The organism is Nocardioides nitrophenolicus (assembly GCF_016907515.1).
Classification (GTDB): Bacteria; Actinomycetota; Actinomycetes; order Propionibacteriales; family Nocardioidaceae; genus Nocardioides; species Nocardioides nitrophenolicus.
In genome coordinates this window covers 549,014-565,586 of the sequence record NZ_JAFBBY010000001.1, presented here as the reverse complement: position 1 = coordinate 565,586, position 16,573 = coordinate 549,014, and the positions used below count along the sequence as shown (strand labels likewise).

At 73.5% G+C, this 16,573-nt stretch carries 18 protein-coding genes; 8 read left to right on the top strand and 10 right to left on the bottom strand.

Annotated elements, in window-relative coordinates; all coding sequences use genetic code 11:
• Nucleotides 1-72: 72 nt before the first annotated feature.
• Nucleotides 73-552 (top strand): SRPBCC family protein, encoded by a 480-nt coding sequence (locus JOD66_RS02720; RefSeq protein ID WP_204835403.1) that lies wholly within the window; start codon nt 73-75, stop codon nt 550-552.
• A 23-nt stretch (nt 553-575) separates the two neighbouring features.
• On the opposite strand, the gene JOD66_RS02715 is transcribed toward JOD66_RS02720, so the two are convergent.
• The 5 genes from JOD66_RS02715 to JOD66_RS02695 all read right to left on the bottom strand — a co-directional run bounded on the left by JOD66_RS02715 (nt 576) and on the right by JOD66_RS02695 (nt 5,240).
• Nucleotides 576-977, bottom strand: a complete 402-nt coding sequence (locus JOD66_RS02715; RefSeq protein WP_307823256.1) for a nuclear transport factor 2 family protein — start codon at nt 975-977, stop codon at nt 576-578.
• The gene (locus JOD66_RS02710; protein WP_204835402.1) at nt 974-2,980 is read right to left on the bottom strand and encodes an NADPH-dependent 2,4-dienoyl-CoA reductase; all 2,007 of its coding nucleotides are present in this window, start codon (nt 2,978-2,980) and stop codon (nt 974-976) included. Before JOD66_RS02710 ends, JOD66_RS02715 begins: the two co-directional genes overlap by 4 nt.
• On the bottom strand, nt 2,977-3,522 hold the full coding sequence (locus JOD66_RS02705) for a PadR family transcriptional regulator (RefSeq protein ID WP_204835401.1): 546 nt from the start codon (nt 3,520-3,522) through the stop codon (nt 2,977-2,979). Before JOD66_RS02705 ends, JOD66_RS02710 begins: the two co-directional genes overlap by 4 nt.
• A 142-nt stretch (nt 3,523-3,664) precedes the next feature.
• Complete coding sequence (locus JOD66_RS02700; RefSeq protein ID WP_204835400.1) at nt 3,665-4,519, bottom strand: SDR family oxidoreductase; 855 nt, start codon at nt 4,517-4,519, stop codon at nt 3,665-3,667.
• A 22-nt stretch (nt 4,520-4,541) separates the two neighbouring features.
• On the bottom strand, nt 4,542-5,240 hold the full coding sequence (locus JOD66_RS02695; protein ID WP_204835399.1) for a winged helix-turn-helix transcriptional regulator: 699 nt from the start codon (nt 5,238-5,240) through the stop codon (nt 4,542-4,544).
• A gap of 109 nt (nt 5,241-5,349) precedes the next feature.
• Here JOD66_RS02695 and JOD66_RS02690 point away from each other — a divergent pair, with 109 nt between their 5' ends.
• Nucleotides 5,350-6,510, top strand: coding sequence for an acyl-CoA dehydrogenase family protein (locus tag JOD66_RS02690; RefSeq protein WP_204835398.1), 1,161 nt, complete (start codon nt 5,350-5,352; stop codon nt 6,508-6,510).
• A 7-nt stretch (nt 6,511-6,517) separates the two neighbouring features.
• Here JOD66_RS02690 and JOD66_RS02685 read toward each other — a convergent pair whose 3' ends face one another.
• Nucleotides 6,518-7,069: a hypothetical protein gene (locus JOD66_RS02685; RefSeq protein WP_204835397.1), complete on the bottom strand. Its 552-nt coding sequence runs from the start codon at nt 7,067-7,069 to the stop codon at nt 6,518-6,520.
• A 258-nt stretch (nt 7,070-7,327) separates the two neighbouring features.
• Here JOD66_RS02685 and JOD66_RS02680 point away from each other — a divergent pair, with 258 nt between their 5' ends.
• The 3 genes from JOD66_RS02680 to sigJ are packed head-to-tail and all read left to right on the top strand — an operon-like array spanning nt 7,328 to nt 11,143.
• Nucleotides 7,328-9,478, top strand: a complete 2,151-nt coding sequence (locus JOD66_RS02680; RefSeq protein ID WP_307823255.1) for a DEAD/DEAH box helicase — start codon at nt 7,328-7,330, stop codon at nt 9,476-9,478.
• A 41-nt stretch (nt 9,479-9,519) separates the two neighbouring features.
• On the top strand, nt 9,520-10,263 hold the full coding sequence (locus JOD66_RS02675; RefSeq protein WP_204835396.1) for an SDR family oxidoreductase: 744 nt from the start codon (nt 9,520-9,522) through the stop codon (nt 10,261-10,263).
• A complete protein-coding gene (gene sigJ / locus JOD66_RS02670; RefSeq protein ID WP_307823254.1) occupies nt 10,256-11,143 on the top strand; it encodes an RNA polymerase sigma factor SigJ in 888 nt (295 codons plus the stop codon). The genes JOD66_RS02675 and sigJ overlap by 8 nt, the downstream gene beginning before the upstream one ends.
• 6 nt (nt 11,144-11,149) lie before the next feature.
• Here sigJ and JOD66_RS02665 read toward each other — a convergent pair whose 3' ends face one another.
• Genes JOD66_RS02665 through JOD66_RS28060 form a run of 3 tightly spaced genes read right to left on the bottom strand, consistent with a single transcriptional unit; the run spans nt 11,150 to nt 12,832 of the window.
• Nucleotides 11,150-11,569: a globin domain-containing protein gene (locus JOD66_RS02665; RefSeq protein ID WP_204835395.1), complete on the bottom strand. Its 420-nt coding sequence runs from the start codon at nt 11,567-11,569 to the stop codon at nt 11,150-11,152.
• A gap of 4 nt (nt 11,570-11,573) precedes the next feature.
• A complete protein-coding gene (locus JOD66_RS02660) occupies nt 11,574-12,233 on the bottom strand; it encodes a Pr6Pr family membrane protein (RefSeq protein ID WP_204835394.1) in 660 nt (219 codons plus the stop codon).
• Complete coding sequence (locus JOD66_RS28060) at nt 12,233-12,832, bottom strand: TetR/AcrR family transcriptional regulator (RefSeq protein WP_307823253.1); 600 nt, start codon at nt 12,830-12,832, stop codon at nt 12,233-12,235. Before JOD66_RS28060 ends, JOD66_RS02660 begins: the two co-directional genes overlap by 1 nt.
• Nucleotides 12,833-12,909: 77 nt before the next feature.
• Here JOD66_RS28060 and JOD66_RS02650 point away from each other — a divergent pair, with 77 nt between their 5' ends.
• The 3 genes from JOD66_RS02650 to JOD66_RS02640 all read left to right on the top strand — a co-directional run bounded on the left by JOD66_RS02650 (nt 12,910) and on the right by JOD66_RS02640 (nt 16,144).
• Complete coding sequence (locus JOD66_RS02650) at nt 12,910-14,355, top strand: MFS transporter (protein ID WP_204835392.1); 1,446 nt, start codon at nt 12,910-12,912, stop codon at nt 14,353-14,355.
• Nucleotides 14,356-14,557: 202 nt separating this feature from the next.
• On the top strand, nt 14,558-15,817 hold the full coding sequence (locus JOD66_RS02645) for a DUF445 domain-containing protein (protein ID WP_372442403.1): 1,260 nt from the start codon (nt 14,558-14,560) through the stop codon (nt 15,815-15,817).
• A 93-nt stretch (nt 15,818-15,910) separates the two neighbouring features.
• Nucleotides 15,911-16,144, top strand: coding sequence for an RNA-binding S4 domain-containing protein (locus tag JOD66_RS02640; RefSeq protein WP_205126213.1), 234 nt, complete (start codon nt 15,911-15,913; stop codon nt 16,142-16,144).
• A gap of 16 nt (nt 16,145-16,160) precedes the next feature.
• Here the strand turns inward: JOD66_RS02640 and JOD66_RS02635 are convergent, their stop codons facing one another.
• Entirely contained in the window at nt 16,161-16,532 is a 372-nt protein-coding gene (locus tag JOD66_RS02635) for an FKBP-type peptidyl-prolyl cis-trans isomerase (RefSeq protein ID WP_141798164.1), read from the bottom strand.
• Nucleotides 16,533-16,573 lie beyond the last annotated feature (41 nt).

The window sequence follows — 16,573 nt, the reverse complement described above, 5'->3', positions numbered from 1 at the left end:
CGGCCCGATCCGCCCGGTTCCGCCTCCGGGGCCCGGGTATTGCCCGGTGAACCGACGAGAGGAGCACGATCCATGAGCACGATCGAGAAGTCCGTGACCGTCGACGTCCCGGTCAGCACGGCCTACGACCAGTGGACCCAGTTCGAGACCTTCCCGTCCTTCATGGAGGGCGTCGAGGAGGTGCGCCAGCTCGACGACACCCACCTGCACTGGCGGGCCGACATCGCTGGCGTACGCCGCGAGTGGGACGCCGAGATCGTCGACCAGACGCCCGACGAGCGGATCACCTGGCGCGCCCTGGACGGCACCAAGAACGACGGCACCGTCTCCTTCGCCCCCGACGCGCTGGGGCAGTCGACCCGGGTGACGCTGCGGATGGAGTTCGAGCCCGAGGGGATCGTCGAGAAGGCGGGCGACCTGTTGAAGGTGGTCGATCGGCGTACCGAGGGCGACCTGGAGCGGTTCAAGACCTTCATCGAGGCGCGCGGCGCCGAGACCGGAGGCTGGCGCGGCGAGGTCCGGCCGGGAGACGCGGACAACCCGGCACTGTGAGGCGGCGGGCGGGCGGCGGGGGCTCAGCCCTCGCCGCCCGCCTGGGCCACGATCGAGTCGAACCGCGCGGCCATCTGCGCGGCCAGCGCCTGGGCCGCCTTCAGCGGGCGGACCATCACCATGAAGTCGGTGATCAGGCCCTCCTCGTCGAGCACCAGGAAGTCGCAGCCGGTGAGCTCCAGGCCGTCGACGGTCGCCTCGAAGACGAGGGCGTGACCGCTGTCGTCGTGGAGCTCACGGACGTAGCGGAAGTCCTCGAAGACCTCGATCACGTGGGCGAGGATCGCGCCGGTGATCGCCTTGCCCGGATAGGGCTGGTGGGCGACCGGGCTGCGAAAGACGACGTCGTCGGCCAGGCAGGCGCGCATCGCGGCCACGTCGCGCGCCTCGACGGCGGCCCGGAAGCTCGACACCGCGGCGCTCACAGCGCGGCCGCCAGCTCGGTGCCCTGCTTGATCGCGCGCTTGGCGTCCAGCTCGGCGGCGACGTCGGCACCCCCGATCAGGTGCACCGTCCCGGCGTACGACGACGCCAGCAGCCCGTCGTAGAGCCCACGGACCGACTCCTGCCCGGCGCACACGACGACGTGGTCGACGTCGAGCACCTGCGGGGATCCGTCGACGGTGACGTGCAGCCCGGCGTCGTCGATCCGGTCGTAGGCGACGCCGCTGAGCTGGTGGACGCCGAGGTCCTTGACGACCGCGCGGTGCACCCAGCCCGAGGTCTTGCCGAGGCCCTTGCCCTGCGTGGACTCCTTGCGCTGCAGCAGCCACACCTCGCGGGCGGGGGTCCGCGGCGCCTTGTCGGTGACGCCGCCGCGGACGACGGCCGGGTCGGCGACGCCCCAGTGGGCCTTCCACTCCTCGAGCGTCTCGGGGGTGTGGGTCAGCAGCTCGGTGACGTCGAAGCCGATCCCGCCGGCGCCGATGACCGCGACCTTCGCGCCGACGGCGACCTTGCCGGTGATCGCGTCGGGGTACGAGACGACCTTGGGGTGGTCGATGCCGGGGATGGCCGGCGTGCGCGGGGCGACGCCGGTGGCGACGACCACGTCGTCGTACCCGGTGAGCAGGTCGGGGGTGGCCCGGGTGGCGAGCTTGACGTTGACGCCGAGCACCTCCATCCGGCGGCGGTAGTAGCGCAGCGTCTCGGCGAACTCCTCCTTGCCGGGGATCTGCATCGCCAGCCGGAACTGCCCGCCGAGCTCGTCGGCCGCCTCGAACAGGGTCACGTCGTGGCCGCGCTCGGCGGCGCTGACGGCGGTCGCGAGCCCCGCCGGACCGCCGCCGACGACGGCGACCCGCCGGGCCCGGCGGGTGGGGCTGAGCACGAGCGTGGTCTCGTGGCAGGCGCGCGGATTGACCAGGCAGGACGCCCGCTTGGCCTGGAAGGTGTGGTCGAGGCAGGCCTGGTTGCAGCCGATGCAGGTGTTGATCTCGTCGGCGCGCCCGTCGCGCGCCTTGGCGACGAGGTCGGCGTCGGCGAGGAAGGGGCGCGCCATCGAGACCAGGTCGACGCCCTGCGCCAGCACGGACTCCGCCACGTCGGGGGTGTTGATCCGGTTGCTCGCGCAGACCGGGATCGAGACCTCCGCCTTGAGTCGCAGCGTGCTGTCGACCCAGGCACCGCGCGGGACGCTGGTGACGATCGTGGGGACGCGCGCCTCGTGCCAGCCGATGCCGGTGTTGATGACGCTCGCGCCGGCCTGCTCGATCTCGTGCGCCAGGTCGACGGTCTCGGCCCAGGTCTGGCCGTCGGGGACGAGGTCGAGCAGGGACATCCGGTACATCACGAAGAAGTCGGGCAGCTCTTGGCGGATCCGGCGCACGATCTCGACGGGGAAGCGCATCCGCCTCTCGGCCGACCCGCCCCACCTGTCAGTACGACGGTTCGTGCGGGCCGCGAGGAACTGGTTGATCAGGTAGCCCTCGGAGCCCATGATCTCGATGCCGTCGTACCCGGCCTTCCGGGCGAGCCTGGCGCTGGCGACGAAGTCGTCGATCGTCCGCTCGACCGCCCGGGCCGACAGCGCGGAAGCCTTGAACGGCGTGATCGGCGACTTGGTGGCGCTCGCCGAGACGCTGAACGGCGTGTAGCCGTAGCGGCCGGCGTGCAGGATCTGGAGCGCGATCCGGCCGCCGTTCGCGTGCACCGCCTCGGTCACCCGCTGGTGCCGGTGGGCGTTGAGCCGGGTCGTCATCTGCGAGCCGAACGGCAGCAGCCAGCCGCGGATGTTGGGGGAGTAGCCGCCGGTCACGATGAGACCGACGCCGCCGGCCGCGCGCTCGGCGAAGTAGGCCGCGAGCTCGTCGACGTGCCAGGGCCGGTCCTCGAGCCCGGTGTGCATCGAGCCCATCACCGCGCGGGACTGGAGCTCCAGGCCACCGATGGTGGCGGGCGTCGTGAGGAGGGGATAGGGGGTGCTCATCGCGGGCTCTCCTGGGTGTGGGCGTCGAGGTACTCGGTCAGCCAGCGGATCCAGAACTCCTCCATGAGGAGCCCGCCCCGCAGCACGAGGTAGATGTCGAGGTCGGCGTCGCTCAGCGCGCCGGGGTCGGGGAAGTCGCGCGCGGCGAGGTACTCGTAGAGGGAGTGCCGCTTGGCGTGCTCGTCGAGCTGGCGGCGCAGGTCGTCGAGCAGGGCCGCGCGGTCGCCGTACGACGCGCCGCGCATCTTGACGCTGACGCTGCTCCGCATCGCGTCCGGCGTCGTGGGCTCCCCGATCCAGCGGGCCAGCTCGGCGCGGCCGGCGTCGGTGACGGCGTACACCTTCTTGGTGGGGCGGTCGGCCTGGGCGACCGCCTCGGAGGTGATCCAGCCGTCGCCCTCCATCCGGCCCAGGACGCGGTAGATCTGCTGGTGGGTGGCGGACCAGAAGAAGCCGATCGACGCGTCGAAGCGCCGCACCAGGTCGGAGCCCGACGCGGCGCGCTCACTCAGCGACACGAGGATCGCGTGCTCGAGGGCCATGGCACGAGGATGCCCCAGCCGCGGCGGCTATGCAACTAGTTGCGCAACTCGTTTCAGGCGCGGGACGCAGGAATCGCCGGTCGACCGGTGATTCCTGCGCTTGTCGGCCGTTGCAACGCCCGACAAGTGCAGGAACTGCCCGTCAAGTCCCGGCGCGGAACTCCCGCATCCGCCGCAGGTAGCCGCGCAGCCGGAGTGCTGGGACCGGGCGCGGCCAGTCGGCCGCGCGGAACCAGGCGTCCGAGCCGCCATCGACGAACACCACGCTGCCGCACAGGAAGTCGGCCGCGTCGGACAGCATGAACACCACCCAGGCGGCGAGCTGGCCGGGATCGCCGAAGCCGCCGATCGGCACCGGGAAGGCCTTGATCCGCCTGGCCTCCGCGGGCGTCGCGAGCTGCTGCTCGAGCAGGGGGGTGCGGATCGCGCCGGGAGCGAGGGCGTTGAGCCGGATGCCGGCGCCGGCCCACTCCGGGCTGACGGCCTCGCGGCGCACCCACTGGCTGACCGCGATCTTGCTGGCGCCGTAGGCAAAGGACGGCGCCATCCGTCCGAAGCGGCGCAGCGTGCCGAGCGCCCGCGGTACGTCGCGGTCCAGCAGTGCGCGCACGGCCCGGCGCGGCACCATCGGCATGGTCGTCGTGGAGTTGCTGGAGAACACGACGACCTTGGCCCGCTCCGCGGCGGCCAGGGCGGGGCGCCAGGCGTCGAGCAGCTCGACGACGCCGAGGTAGTTGACCTGCGCGATCAGCCGCGCGCGGTCCCGGCCCGGTGCGGGGCCGAGCCCGGCGGCGAGCACCGCGCCGTCGAGGAAGCCGCCGGCCCGCTCGAGCACGGCGGCGGCCGCCGTACGCCGGCCGTCCGGAGTGGAGAGGTCGGCCACGACGTCGGCCTCCGCGAGGTCGACGCCGATGACGGTGTGGCCGTCGGCGACCAGGCGCGCGACGACCGCCGCGCCCATGCCGGAGGCGGAGCCGGTGACTGCATAGGTACCCACCCGACCGACTCTAGAACAGGTTCTAGTTGGCGAGGGCGCGATCCGCGCGTTCCCGGGTCACCTCCGCCCAGGGACTCCACAGGAACCAGCGCGGCAGCGCGGTGACCAGACGGGGGAGCCCCACGACCTGGATGCGTCCCGCGTCGAGCGCCTCGGACCAGGAGCAGTAGCCCTGGAACACGTCGGCGAGGCTCGGCGTGGTCGCGGTGACCTCGACGTCGACCGTGAACCCGGGGTGCTGGAGGCAGACCGACACCTCGGTGCGCTCCATGACCAGCCAGATGGTGACGGCGTCGGGGGCGGTGTGCCGGAACTCCACGACGGTGCGGCCCGGGGGCAGGCGGTCCAGGGCGACCCGGCGGTGCATCCACCACATCAGCGTGGTCGGCGCGACGTCCTGGGGCCGCAGCTCCTCGAAGAGCCACTCGATCGCCCAGCGCCCGAGGCTGTCGATCACCCGCTCGAGATCGCGCCCGGCCGGGGTGAGGTGGTACTCGCTGCCGCGTCCCGTCGGCGCCGGCCAGGTCTCGAGCACGCCGCGGCGCTCGAGATGGCGCAGCCGCTGGACCAGCAGTGAGCGGGAGATCCCGGGCAGCGCCCGGGCGATGTCGTTGAACCGGGTGTTGCCGAGCACCAGCTCGCGGATGATCAGCGGCGTCCACCGGTCCGCGACCACCTCGGACGCCATCGAGACGGGGCAGTAGTTGCCGTACTCGGGCATCTGCCCATGGTGCGCCCGCGACGCCGGGCCGCGGTAGTCCAGAACCTGTACCGGCGAGGTCGTCTTCGTGGACTGGAGAGGGCGGTGCGCCCGGGCGGACCGTGGATCCATGACCACCACCCTCCAGCCGACCGGCGCGTCGGCCACCCGTCCCACTCCCGCCGACCGGGCCGCCCAGGTCGGCGCCCGCATCGCCGCCCACGCAGCGCGGCACGACGCCGAGGGCAGCTTCGTGTCCGAGGCGTACGACGAGCTGCGCGCCGCGGGCCTGCTCCGCGCCGCCGTCCCCGTCGAGCTCGGCGGCGACGGCGCCACGGTCCGCGAGCTCGTCGCGCTCCAGCGCGAGCTCGGCCACCACTGCGGCGCCACCGCCCTGGCCAGCGCCATGCACCAGCACGTCGTCGCGTTCACCGCGTGGCGCTACCGTCGCGGCCTGCCGGGCGCCGAGGCCACCTTGCGCCGGGTCGCGGAGGAGCAGATCCTGCTCGTCTCGACCGGCGGCGGCGACTACACCCAGCCGCAGGGGGAGGCGGTGCGGGTCGACGGCGGCTTCCGGGTCACCGGTCGCAAGCGGTTCGCCAGCCAGTCGCGGCACGGAGCCGTCATCGCGACCATGGCCTGCTACGACGATCCCGAGCAGGGCCGGCGGGTCCTCAACCTGGCCGTCCCGGTCGGTGCCGAAGGTGTCACCGTCGCCGACAACTGGGACACCCTGGGGATGCGCGGCACCGCGAGCCACGACATCGACCTGGTCGACGTGTTCGTCCCCGACGACAAGGTGCTCGCGAACCGCCCGTGGGGCGTGGTCGACCCGCCGCTGCAGGTCATCTCGAGCATCGCCTTCCCGATCATCTGCGGTGCCTACCTCGGCGTCGCCGAGGCGGCGTACGACGCCGCGGTGGCGGCCGCCGTACGCCGGTCCGGTGATGTGGCCGTGCAGCGCCAGGTCGGCGTGATGCGGTCGCGGCTGCGGGTCGCCGGCTGGGCGCTCGACGGCGCGCTCGCGCTCGTCGGCGACGACCCGGTGCCGTCCCGGGCGACGGTGCTGGCGGTGATGACCGCCAAGGCGGAGGTCGCCCGGGCCGGCGTCGAGGTCTGCGACCTCGCGATGGAGGTCGTGGGCGGGCCGGCGTACTTCCGGGGCTCGGTGATCGAGCGGTGCTACCGCGACATCCGGGCCGCGAAGTTCCATCCCTTCTCGCCCGAGCAGACCCTGGTGCACCTCGGCGCCGACGCGCTGGGCGAGCCGGTGCCGATCACGGAGTCGTAGGCGTCTCTCAGCGCGGCCCGCCGAGCACCCCCGCGTCGTACGCCTTGAGCACGGATGCCTTGTCGTCGGCGCTCAGGGTGCCGGCGGCGACCGCCTCGTCGAGACGGTCCGACAGGTCCTGACGGCGCTCGGCGGCGCCGGCCGCGCGCACCTCGTCGAGTGCCGCGGTCACCTTCGCCTCGCTCACCCCCAGCTTCTCGGCGAGTGCCTTCGCGAGCGCCGCCTCGCGCTCGGCCCGCTCCGCCTCGGTCGGGGGCGTGGGCGCGGTGCCCGCCGCGGGCCGGTCGGCGTCGTCGGGCTTCAGCTGGTCGCGCACGGCGTCGAAGGCGTCCTTCACCTCGTCCTCGCTCACGCCCAGCGCCTTCGCCAGCGCCGCGGAGTCCAGGCCCGGGCCGTGCCCGCCGGGGCCGCCGTGCCCGCCGGGGCGGTCCGGGGCGACGGCGGAGCCGGACGTGCCGGTCGTGTCGTCGGCGGTGGCCGCCAGGGCGGTGGCCGTGACGCCGCCGGCGACGGCGCCGGCCGCCAGCAGGGCGGCGGCGCGCATGCGGTACTTGCTCATCGGTGCTCCTCTCGTCCGGCCCGCGTCGGTGCGGGCCTGGCTCGACCCTCCGGGCGGCGGCTGGGGCCGCGCTGCGGTGGCGCTGGCAGGAGCCTGTGAGTCGGGTGCGCTACGCTGAGCGCACCACCGGACGCCGTCCTCGACGGGCACCCGGTGACGTACGCCGATCGGTGCCCTCCCGCAGCAGCGCGAGCCGCCGGTCGAACCTGCTGATGAACCGGGGTCGTCGTATGGCGGCGGCCGCTGGGAAGGACACCTGTGGCTCGAGGAGGCCAGCGGGGAGCGACGCAGCAGCGCCGCAACTCGCAGTCGACGCGGACGCGTCGCAACGAAGAGGGCATCATCCCGCAGCTCGCCCGCGCGGTGCGCGAGGTCGAGGCGGCCGTGGCCCGGCGCTCGGCGATGCCGGAGGTGCGCGCGAAGTTCCAGGTCGTGGCGCTGCTGGCGCGCGAGGAGCGGGCCCGGGTCAAGACCGACCCAGGGCTCTCCGACAGCCGGCGCGGCGAGGAGCTCAAGCGACTCGACGGGATCGCGACGATCCTGGCGCAGACCGCGGCCCGTGACAGCACCCTGTTCACGCTGCTCGACGAGAACGCCGAGGTGTCGGAGTCGGCCAAGGCGATGCGTCGCGAGCTGCTGCGCAAGGCCGGCGTCGACGAGCCGGAGCCCGAGCCGACGCCGGTGGCCGTCGACCCCGAGCTGGCCGCGCTCGCCGACAAGCGGGTCACCCCGCTCTCGGTGCAGGCCTACCAGCTCTCGCATCCCTTCCTCGCCCCCGACTTCGCGCACGCCCGGGTCAAGGTCCCGCCGCGCCGGCTGGCCGGCTGGGAGCTGCTCGAGCCGCTGTTCCGCTCCTTCGAGCGGGCCGCGCCGGACGCGCCGGCGTGCATGCCGCTGCCGCCCGCCGACCAGCTCACCGCCCTCACCGGCCGGCACGCCCCGGTCGGGCGCGAGCTGATGGAGCACCAGGCCCAGCTGATCGCGTCGGCGGCCGAGGGGCACCGCACCTACCTGCTGGCCGACGAGCCGGGTCTCGGCAAGACCGCCCAGGCGCTGCTGGCGGCCGAGGCCGCGGGTGCCTTCCCGCTGCTCGCGGTGGTGCCGAACGTCGTCAAGACCAACTGGGCCCGCGAGGTCGAGATCTGGACGCCGAACCGCCGGGCCACCGTCCTCCACGGCGACGGCGACGACGCCGACGGCTTCGCCGACGTGTTCGTGGTCAACTACGAGATCCTCGACCGCCACGTCGGCTGGCTCGGCACCCACGGCTTCCGCGGGATGATCGTCGACGAGGCCCACTACATCAAGAACAAGTCCTCGCAGCGCTCCCAGAACGTCTTGGAGATCGCCTCGCGGATCCGCTCGCGGATCGCCCGGCCGCTCATGATGGCGCTGACCGGCACGCCGCTGATCAACGACATCGAGGACTTCCGCGCGATCTGGCAGTTCCTCGGCTGGATCGACGAGATCGTGCCGCAGGGCCGGCTGATGGAGGCGCTGGAGGAGACGGGTCTGACGCCCGCCGACCCGGCGTTCTACCCGGCCGCTCGCCGCGCGGTGATCGAGCAGGGCATCGTGCGGCGGCGCAAGATCGACGTCGCGTCCGACATCCCGGCCCGTCGGGTCGCCGACATCCCGGTCGAGCTCGAGGGCGAGGCCGGCCGATCCATCCGCAAGGCCGAGCAGGAGCTGGCCCGCCGGATGGTGGAGCGCTACGACGCCGCGATCGCCACCCGCCGCACCGGCGCCGAGGTCGAGGGCATCGACCACCGCCTGGTCCGCCAGGTCGCCGGCTGGGAGCGCGAGGACAACTCGACCAAGACCGGCGAGAACGTCTTCACCATGATGCGCCGCATCGGCCAGGCCAAGGCCGGTCTCGCCGCCGACTACACCGCCCAGCTGGCCCGCAACGTCGGCAAGGTCGTCTTCTTCGCCAAGCACATCGACGTGATGGACACCGCGGAGAAGACCTTCGCCGAGCGGGGGATCCGCTACAGCTCGGTGCGCGGCGACCAGTCCTCGACGACCCGGCAGAAGGAGATCGACGCCTTCGTCAACGACCCCGACGTCCAGGTCGCGGTCTGCTCGCTCACCGCGGCGGGCGTCGGCCTCAACCTGCAGGTCGCGTCCAACCTGGTGCTGGCCGAGCTGTCCTGGACCGACGCCGAGCAGACCCAGGCCATCGACCGGGTGCACCGGATCGGCCAGGCCGAGCCGGTCACCGCGTGGCGGGTGATCGCGACCCAGACCCTCGACACCCGGATCGCCGAGCTGATCGACAAGAAGGCCGGGCTCGCCGCCCGGGCGCTCGACGGCGCCGGCGAGGAGGTCGAGGGCGGTGCCATCGACCTGCAGACCGAGGCCCTGGTCGCGCTGCTCACCGCCGCGCTGGAGGCCCGCGGGGACTGATCCCGATGTCACATTCCGCCGCCCCGTCTCGTCCTCCTGGCATGAGCACAAACATCGCCGTCGCAGGCGGCACGGGACTGGTCGGCGCGATGGTGGTCGAGGAGGTGCGGCGGGCGGGCGCCACGCCGGTCGTCATCGCCCGCTCGCGGGGGATCGACCTCACCACCGGGGCGGGCCTGGCGGAGGCCCTCGGCGGGGTCGACGCCGTGATCGACGCGAGCAATGTCGACACGCTCAGGGCGAAGCGGTCGGTCGCCTTCTTCGAGGCGGCGACCGGGCGCCTGCTCGCGGCCGGCGTGGCCGCCGGCGTGCGCCACCACGTCGCGCTGTCCATCGTGGGCTGCGACCGGGTCGACCTGCCCTACTACCTCGGCAAGCGCCGGCAGGAGGAGCTGGTCGTGACCGGACCGGTGCCGTGGTCGGTGCTGCGCGCCACCCAGTTCCACGAGTTCGCCGGCCAGCTGGTCGAGCGCAGCCCGCGGCCGTTCGCGATGGCGCTGCGGATGCGCACCCAGCCGGTCGCGGCCCGCGAGGTCGCCGCCGCGCTGGTGACGGCCGCGCTGGGCGAGCCCGGCGGGCGGCTGCCCGACCTGGGCGGGCCACGACCCGAGGACCTGGGCCGGATGGTGCGCGCCACGGTCCGGGCGCGGGGGAGCCGGCGGATCGTCGTACCCGTACCGATGGCCGGGCGGGCCGGTCGCCAGGTGACGGAGGGTGGCCTGCTGCCGGGTGCCGGTGCCACCCTCGGACAGGTGACCTTCGACGACTGGCTGGCCGGTGTGTGACCCGGTCGCCCGGGTCCAGGCGCTGGCGGCGGAGTACGACGCCCTCCGGCCGCGGCTGGTGCGGGTCGCCTACGCCATCCTCGGCAGTCGGGCCGAGGCCGAGGACGTGGTCGCCGACTGCTGGACCCGGCTGGTCGAGGCCGATGCCCGCGAGCCGGTGCGCGACCTCGCCGGCTGGCTGACCGTCGTCGTCGCCCGCGCCGCGACCGACGTGCTGCGCTCGGCGCGGGTCCGGCGCGAGGAGTACGTCGGCCCCTGGCTCCCCGAGCCCTATGTCGCCGCGGCGTCCGACCCCGCCGACCGGATCACCCTCGACGAGACGGTGAGCTATGCGCTGGCCGTGGTCCTCGAGTCCCTCTCGCCGGCCGAGCGGACCGCCTGGGTGCTGCACGACGTGTTCGGGATGGGCTTCGCCGAGGTCGCCGACGTGGTGGGCCGCACCCCGGCCGCCGTCCGCCAGCTCGCCTCCCGGGCGCGCGCGCACCTCACGGCGCAGCCCGCCCGCTTCGAGATCGACCGCAGCGCCCACGAGGCCGTCCTCGGCCGCTTCCTGGCCGCGGCCGCCGGCGGCGACCTCGCCGCGCTCCTGGAGGTGCTCGACCCCGACGTCGTGTGCACCTCCGACGGCGGTGGCGTCGTCAACGCGGCGCGCCGGCCGGTCCTGGGCGCCGAGCGGGTGGCCCGGTTCCTGGTCGGCCTGGTCGCCAAGTACGTCGGCGACGTCGAGGTGGAGCTGGTCGAGGCCAACGGCGCGCCCGCGATCGGGCTGCGCGAGGCGGGCGTGCTCACCTCGCTGCTGGTGCTGACCGTCGCCGGCGACCGGGCGGTCCGGGTCGACCTGCTGCGTGCGCCGGCCAAGCTGGCGGCGGCCGACCTCTGAGCCGGCTCAGGCGTGGTTGAAGCGCAGCCCGTCCGGCACCTGGTCCGGGCTGTCGGCGTAGGCGCTCATCGCCTGGGTCGCCCGCCGGAAGTACGCCGAGATGGAGCGTCCCGTGTGGCCGTCGATCCCCACGTCGGCGAGGGCCTGGTCGAACAGCTCCAGGCACGCCTCGTCGAGGTCGGGGTGCTCGCCGTTGCCGGCGTGCAGCCGCTGCATCGAGCTCTCGTCGCCGTAGCCCGCGGTGTACAGCGGCGGACCGCCGAGCGCCTCGCTGAGGTAGGCGGCCAGCCGCTCGTCGTGGCGCGGGTGCAGGCCGTGCTCGAAGGGATGGGCGGCGACCGGGTCGGCGAGGCACAGGTGGTGCCAGCGCACGCACAGGTCGAGGAGGGCGTCGAAGCCGCCGGCCTGCTCGTAGAGCGTGGTCACGCGATCAGGGTGCCGTGAGCGGCCCGACCTGTCGAGAGGGGGCGAGGCGCCGGTCCATCCGGTGGAAGCCGCCGATGAGCGCGGCGAAGAGCGCGGTGATGCCGAGACAGACCACGGTCACCGAGCCCCAGCCCTCCGCGCGGAAGTCGAGGAAGGGATAGGGCACCCAGCGCGTGGCGCCGGCGACGACCAGGGTCACCGCCAGCCAGGCGATCGGCCAGGCGAAGGCCACCGCGACCGCCCGCCCGTCGACCCGCGGTCGCGGTCCGAAGGCGAGCCAGCCCGCCACCGCGATGACGGGGACCAGCATGTGCAGCATCTTGTCGGCCAGCCAGTCGGCGCCGTGGAGGTCGAGCAGCGGCCGGAGCAGGAAGAAGTGGACCAGCCCGGTGACGGTGATCCCGACGGTCGAGGCCAGCCGCAGCGCCCGGAACGCCGGTCCGTCGCGGAGCGGGTCGCGGGCCAGCAGCGTGGTGGCGACCGCGACCAGCAGGTTGCTCTGGATGGTGAAGTACGCGACGAAGCGCGCCAGCCGCAGGCCGAGGCCGGGCGGCTCCGCCTCGTCGAGCACCCGGCCGCCCTGGATCACCAGCACCAGCTGGAGCACCAGCGCGGCGATGGTGAGCGCGGCCGTCAGGGTGTGCCAGGCACGGGCGTTGCGCATCAGCTGTCCTCTCGGTCAGGGGCGGGCGGGGTGAGCAGCCGCTGGATCGCGTCCCCGTAGGTCGCGATCACGACCTCGGGGTCGGCACCGGTGACGACCGGGTCGCGTTGGAGGAAGAGCAGGTTGAGCAGGCCGCCGAGCTGGGCGACGGCGAGCGCGACCCGGAGCTCGGCGTGCGGGCCGCTGAGCCGCGGGGCCAGCGGGCCGACGTACGTCTCGGCGGTGTGGCGGATCATCTCCTCGCGGACCTGGTCGTGGTGCGCGGCCTGGGCCAGGGCGACGTAACGCTGCCGGATGACGGGCCGGCGGGGGTCGAGGAAGTACGCCACGAGGCGGCGGCCGACGGTCTCGAGCGGGCCGTCGAGGACGGTGCCGATGCCGAGCGAGGTGTCGACGGTGCGCAGGAAGAGCGCCTCCTTGGAGCCGAAGTGCCGGATCACCAGGGCCGGGTCGACCCCGGCGGCCGCAGCGATCGCGCGCACCGAGGCGCCGTCGAAGCCGCGCTCGGCGAACAGGCCGCGGGCCGCCTCCTCGATCGCGGTGCGGGTGGCGAGGCCGGCGGGACGCAGGCGCGGCGCGTCGGGGGAGGTCTTCGTCACACCGCAACCGTAGGGCATGGCCACCGTAGGTCAACGCTGTTGACAGCGGCCGGGTCAACGCCGTTGACTCGACCCTCGTGACTGCGATCTCCTCCGCGCCGGCCAGCGGCGCGAGCGCCGGTCCGGGCGCCGAGGGCGCCCGCTCCGCGCTGCTCGTCGTGGCGGTGCTCTGCTTCGGCGGCCTGACCGCCTCGCTCACCCAGACCATGGTCATCCCGATCCAGGGCGAGCTCGGCCGACTGCTCCACACCAGCGAGGCCAACGCCTCCTGGGTGGTGACCGCGACCCTGGTCGCCGGCGCCGTGGCGATGCCGATCGCGGGCCGCCTCGCCGACCTGTACGGCAAGCAGCGGGTGCTCGTGGTCAGCGCCCTGCTGCTCGTGCTCGGCTCGCTGGTGTGCGCCCTCAGCGGCTCGCTGGTCCCGATGCTCGGCGGCCGCCTGCTCCAGGGCTTCGCCATGGGCTTCGTCCCGGTCGGCATCGCGCTGCTGCGCGAGATCACCCCGCCGCGGCTGACCGCCACGGCGATGGCCGCGATGAGCGCCACCCTCGGCGTCGGCGGGGCGGTGGGCCTGCCCCTGTCGGCGTGGATCGTGCAGGACTTCAGCTGGCACACGCTGTTCTGGGTGTCGACCGGCCTGGCCGCCGTCGTCGTGCTGGCCGTGGTGCTGCTCGTGCCGCACGTGCGCGACGCCCGGCCCGGCCGGTTCGACATGGTCGGCGCGCTCGGCCTCGCGGTCGGCCTGGTGGCGCTGCTCGTCGCGGTCTCGAAGGGCAACGAGTGGGGCTGGGGCGACGGACGCACCCTGGGGCTGCTCGCCGGGGCCGTGCTGGTGCTGCTCGCGTGGGGCGGCTACGAGCTGCGCACCACCGACCCGCTGTGCGACCTGCGCACCACCGCCCGCCGGCCCGTGCTGCTCACCAACCTCGCCGCGATCGCGATCGGCTTCGGCATGATGGCCCAGGCGATCGTCATCCCGCGGCTGCTGCAGTCGCCCGCGGCGACCGGCTACGGGCTCGGCCAGAGCCTCCTCGAGACCGGCCTCTGGATGGCCCCCGGCGGCCTGGTGATGATGGCCTTCTCGCCCGTCTCGGGCCGCCTCATCCGGGTCATCGGCGCCCGGGCGACGCTGATGATCGGTGGCACCGTGCTCGGCATCGGCTACCTGTTCGCGTTCTTCCTGATGGACGCGCCGTGGCAGCTGATGATCGCCACCTGCATCACCTCCGCCGGCGTCGGCATCGGGTACGCCGCCATGCCGACCCTGATCCTGGAGTCCGTGCCGCTCGCCGAGGCCGGGTCGGCGGTCGGCATCAACGGGCTGGTGCGCTCCATCGGCACCAGTGTGTCGTCGGCGGCGATGGCGGCGATCCTGACCGCCTGGACCCTCGACCTGGCCGGCTATGCCCTGCCCACCGAGCGGGCCTTCGCGATCTGCTTCGGGGTGGGCGCCGCGGCCGCCTTCGTCGGCGTCCTGCTCGCCGCGCTGGTGCCCCGGACCCGGGCCTCCGCGACCCACTGACAGGCGTGCTGACACCCGTTCAATAGCCGTGACGGGCGATCACGGGTAAATCCGGAACCTCGCGGTGCACCGGTCGTTGATCCCGGCGTACGACCGCTGCGGTGACTGGGGGGTTCCGCACCGTCGTCGCGGCCCCGAGGCACCGCCTCGGGGCCGCACTTCCTCCCCGGCTCCCTCAGGCCGATAGGCAAGGATGGGTCCCGTGTCCGGCCCGCTGATCCCCTCCGACCCGTCGGCCGATGCCGTCCGCCGCAGCGCGCTGCGCCGGATGCGCACCGTCGCGGTCTCGCTGCTGCTGCTCGCCGCCGCCGTCTACGTCGCCACCCTCGGCGAGGACGGCTTCTGGGGCTTCGTCAACGCCGGCGCCGAGGCCTCGATGGTCGGTGCCATCGCCGACTGGTTCGCGGTGACCGCGCTGTTCAAGCACCCCCTGGGCCTGCCGATCCCGCACACCGCGCTGATCCCCAAGCGCAAGGACGACCTCGGCAAGGGGCTCGAGCAGTTCGTGGGAGAGAACTTCCTCCAGGAGGACATCATCCGCGAGCGGGTGCTCGGCGTACAGATCGCGCAGCGCGTCGGCGACTGGCTCGCCGTGCCCGCCAACGCCGAGCGGGTCGTCACCGAGGGCTCCGAGATCGCCGCGCTCGCGCTCGGCAAGGTCCGCGACGACCACATCGAGGCGCTGGTGACCGAGGCGCTGGTGCCCCGGTTCCGCGAGGAGCCGATCGCGCCGCTGCTCGGCGGGCTGCTCGCCGAGGCGATCCGCGACGACCTGCACCACGGCCTGGTGGACCTGATGCTCGAGGAGATGCACGGCTGGCTGCTCGCCAACCCCGACACCGTCCACGAGGTGCTGGGGGAGCGGGCGCCGTGGTGGGCGCCGGACTCGGTCAACACCTACGTCATCAATCGGCTGCACCTCGAGATGGTGCGCTGGCTCGACGAGATCCGCGGCAACCCGGACCACCGGGCGCGCAAGGCACTCGACTCGATGCTCGGCCAGCTCGCCGACGACCTGCTGGCCAACCCCGCCACCCAGGAGCGCGCCGAGCGGCTCAAGGACCGGGTGCTCGACCACCCGGCCGTGATCGCGAGCGCGGTCTCGCTGTGGCAGGCCCTGCGCAAGGCGCTGCTGTCGTCGCTGGCCGACCCGTCGGGCGCCGTACGCCGTCGGCTGCTGGTCGAGGTCGAGGGCGCCTCGACCCGGCTGCGCTCGGACGCGCCGCTGCGGGAGCGGCTCGACCGGATGGCGGCCGACGCCGCCGTCTTCGCCGTCGACCGCTACGGGGCCGAGCTCACCGCGGTCATCACCCACACCATCGAGCGGTGGGACGGCAAGGAGGCCGCCCGGCGCATCGAGCTGCACGTCGGGCGCGACCTGCAGTTCATCCGGATCAACGGCACCATCGTGGGCGGCCTGGTGGGAGTCCTGATCCACACGATCTCGGTGGTGCTTCACTGATATCCGTTGCGGTAGTCCCTGCTCAAAAGCACCAAGTCCGGCCGGTATCCGGTGCTTTTGAGCAGGGACTATCCTCAGCGAGTGGCCGAGCCGATGGACGTCGCGATCCGCGACGAGTCGATCCGGCTCGGGCAGTTCCTCAAGCTCGCCAACCTGGTCGAGTCCGGCGCCGAGGCCAAGCCGGTCATCGCCGACGGGCTGGTCCGGGTCAACGGGGAGGTCGAGACCCGCCGGGGGCGGCAGCTGCGGGTGGGAGACGTCGTGGAATTGCAGGGGCAGGCCGCCCGGGTCGCCGACGGCGACGTCCCGGACAACCTGCCCTGGTGAGTCGGCGCGCAGCGCGTCAGCTGACGCCCAGCAGGTCGACCACGAAGATCAGCGTCTCGCCCGGCTTGATCACGCCGCCGGCCCCGCGGTCGCCGTAGCCCAGGTGGGGCGGGATGACCAGCTGGCGGCGGCCGCCGACCTTCATGCCCTGCACGCCGGTGTCCCAGCCCTGGATGACCTGGCCGATGCCGAGCCGGAACTGGAGCGGGGTGCCGCGGTTGTACGACGCGTCGAACTCCTCGCCGCTGGACAGCGCGACGCCGACGTAGTGGACCGACACGGTGCTGCCGGCGGTGGCCTCGTCACCGTCACCGACGGTGAGGTCGGTGATCACGAGGTCGGTGGGCGGAGTGGGGTCGACGAAGTCGATCTCGGGCTTCTGGCTCATCCGGCCAGCGTAGAGGAGGGGGCGCGGGCCCTCTCCACCAA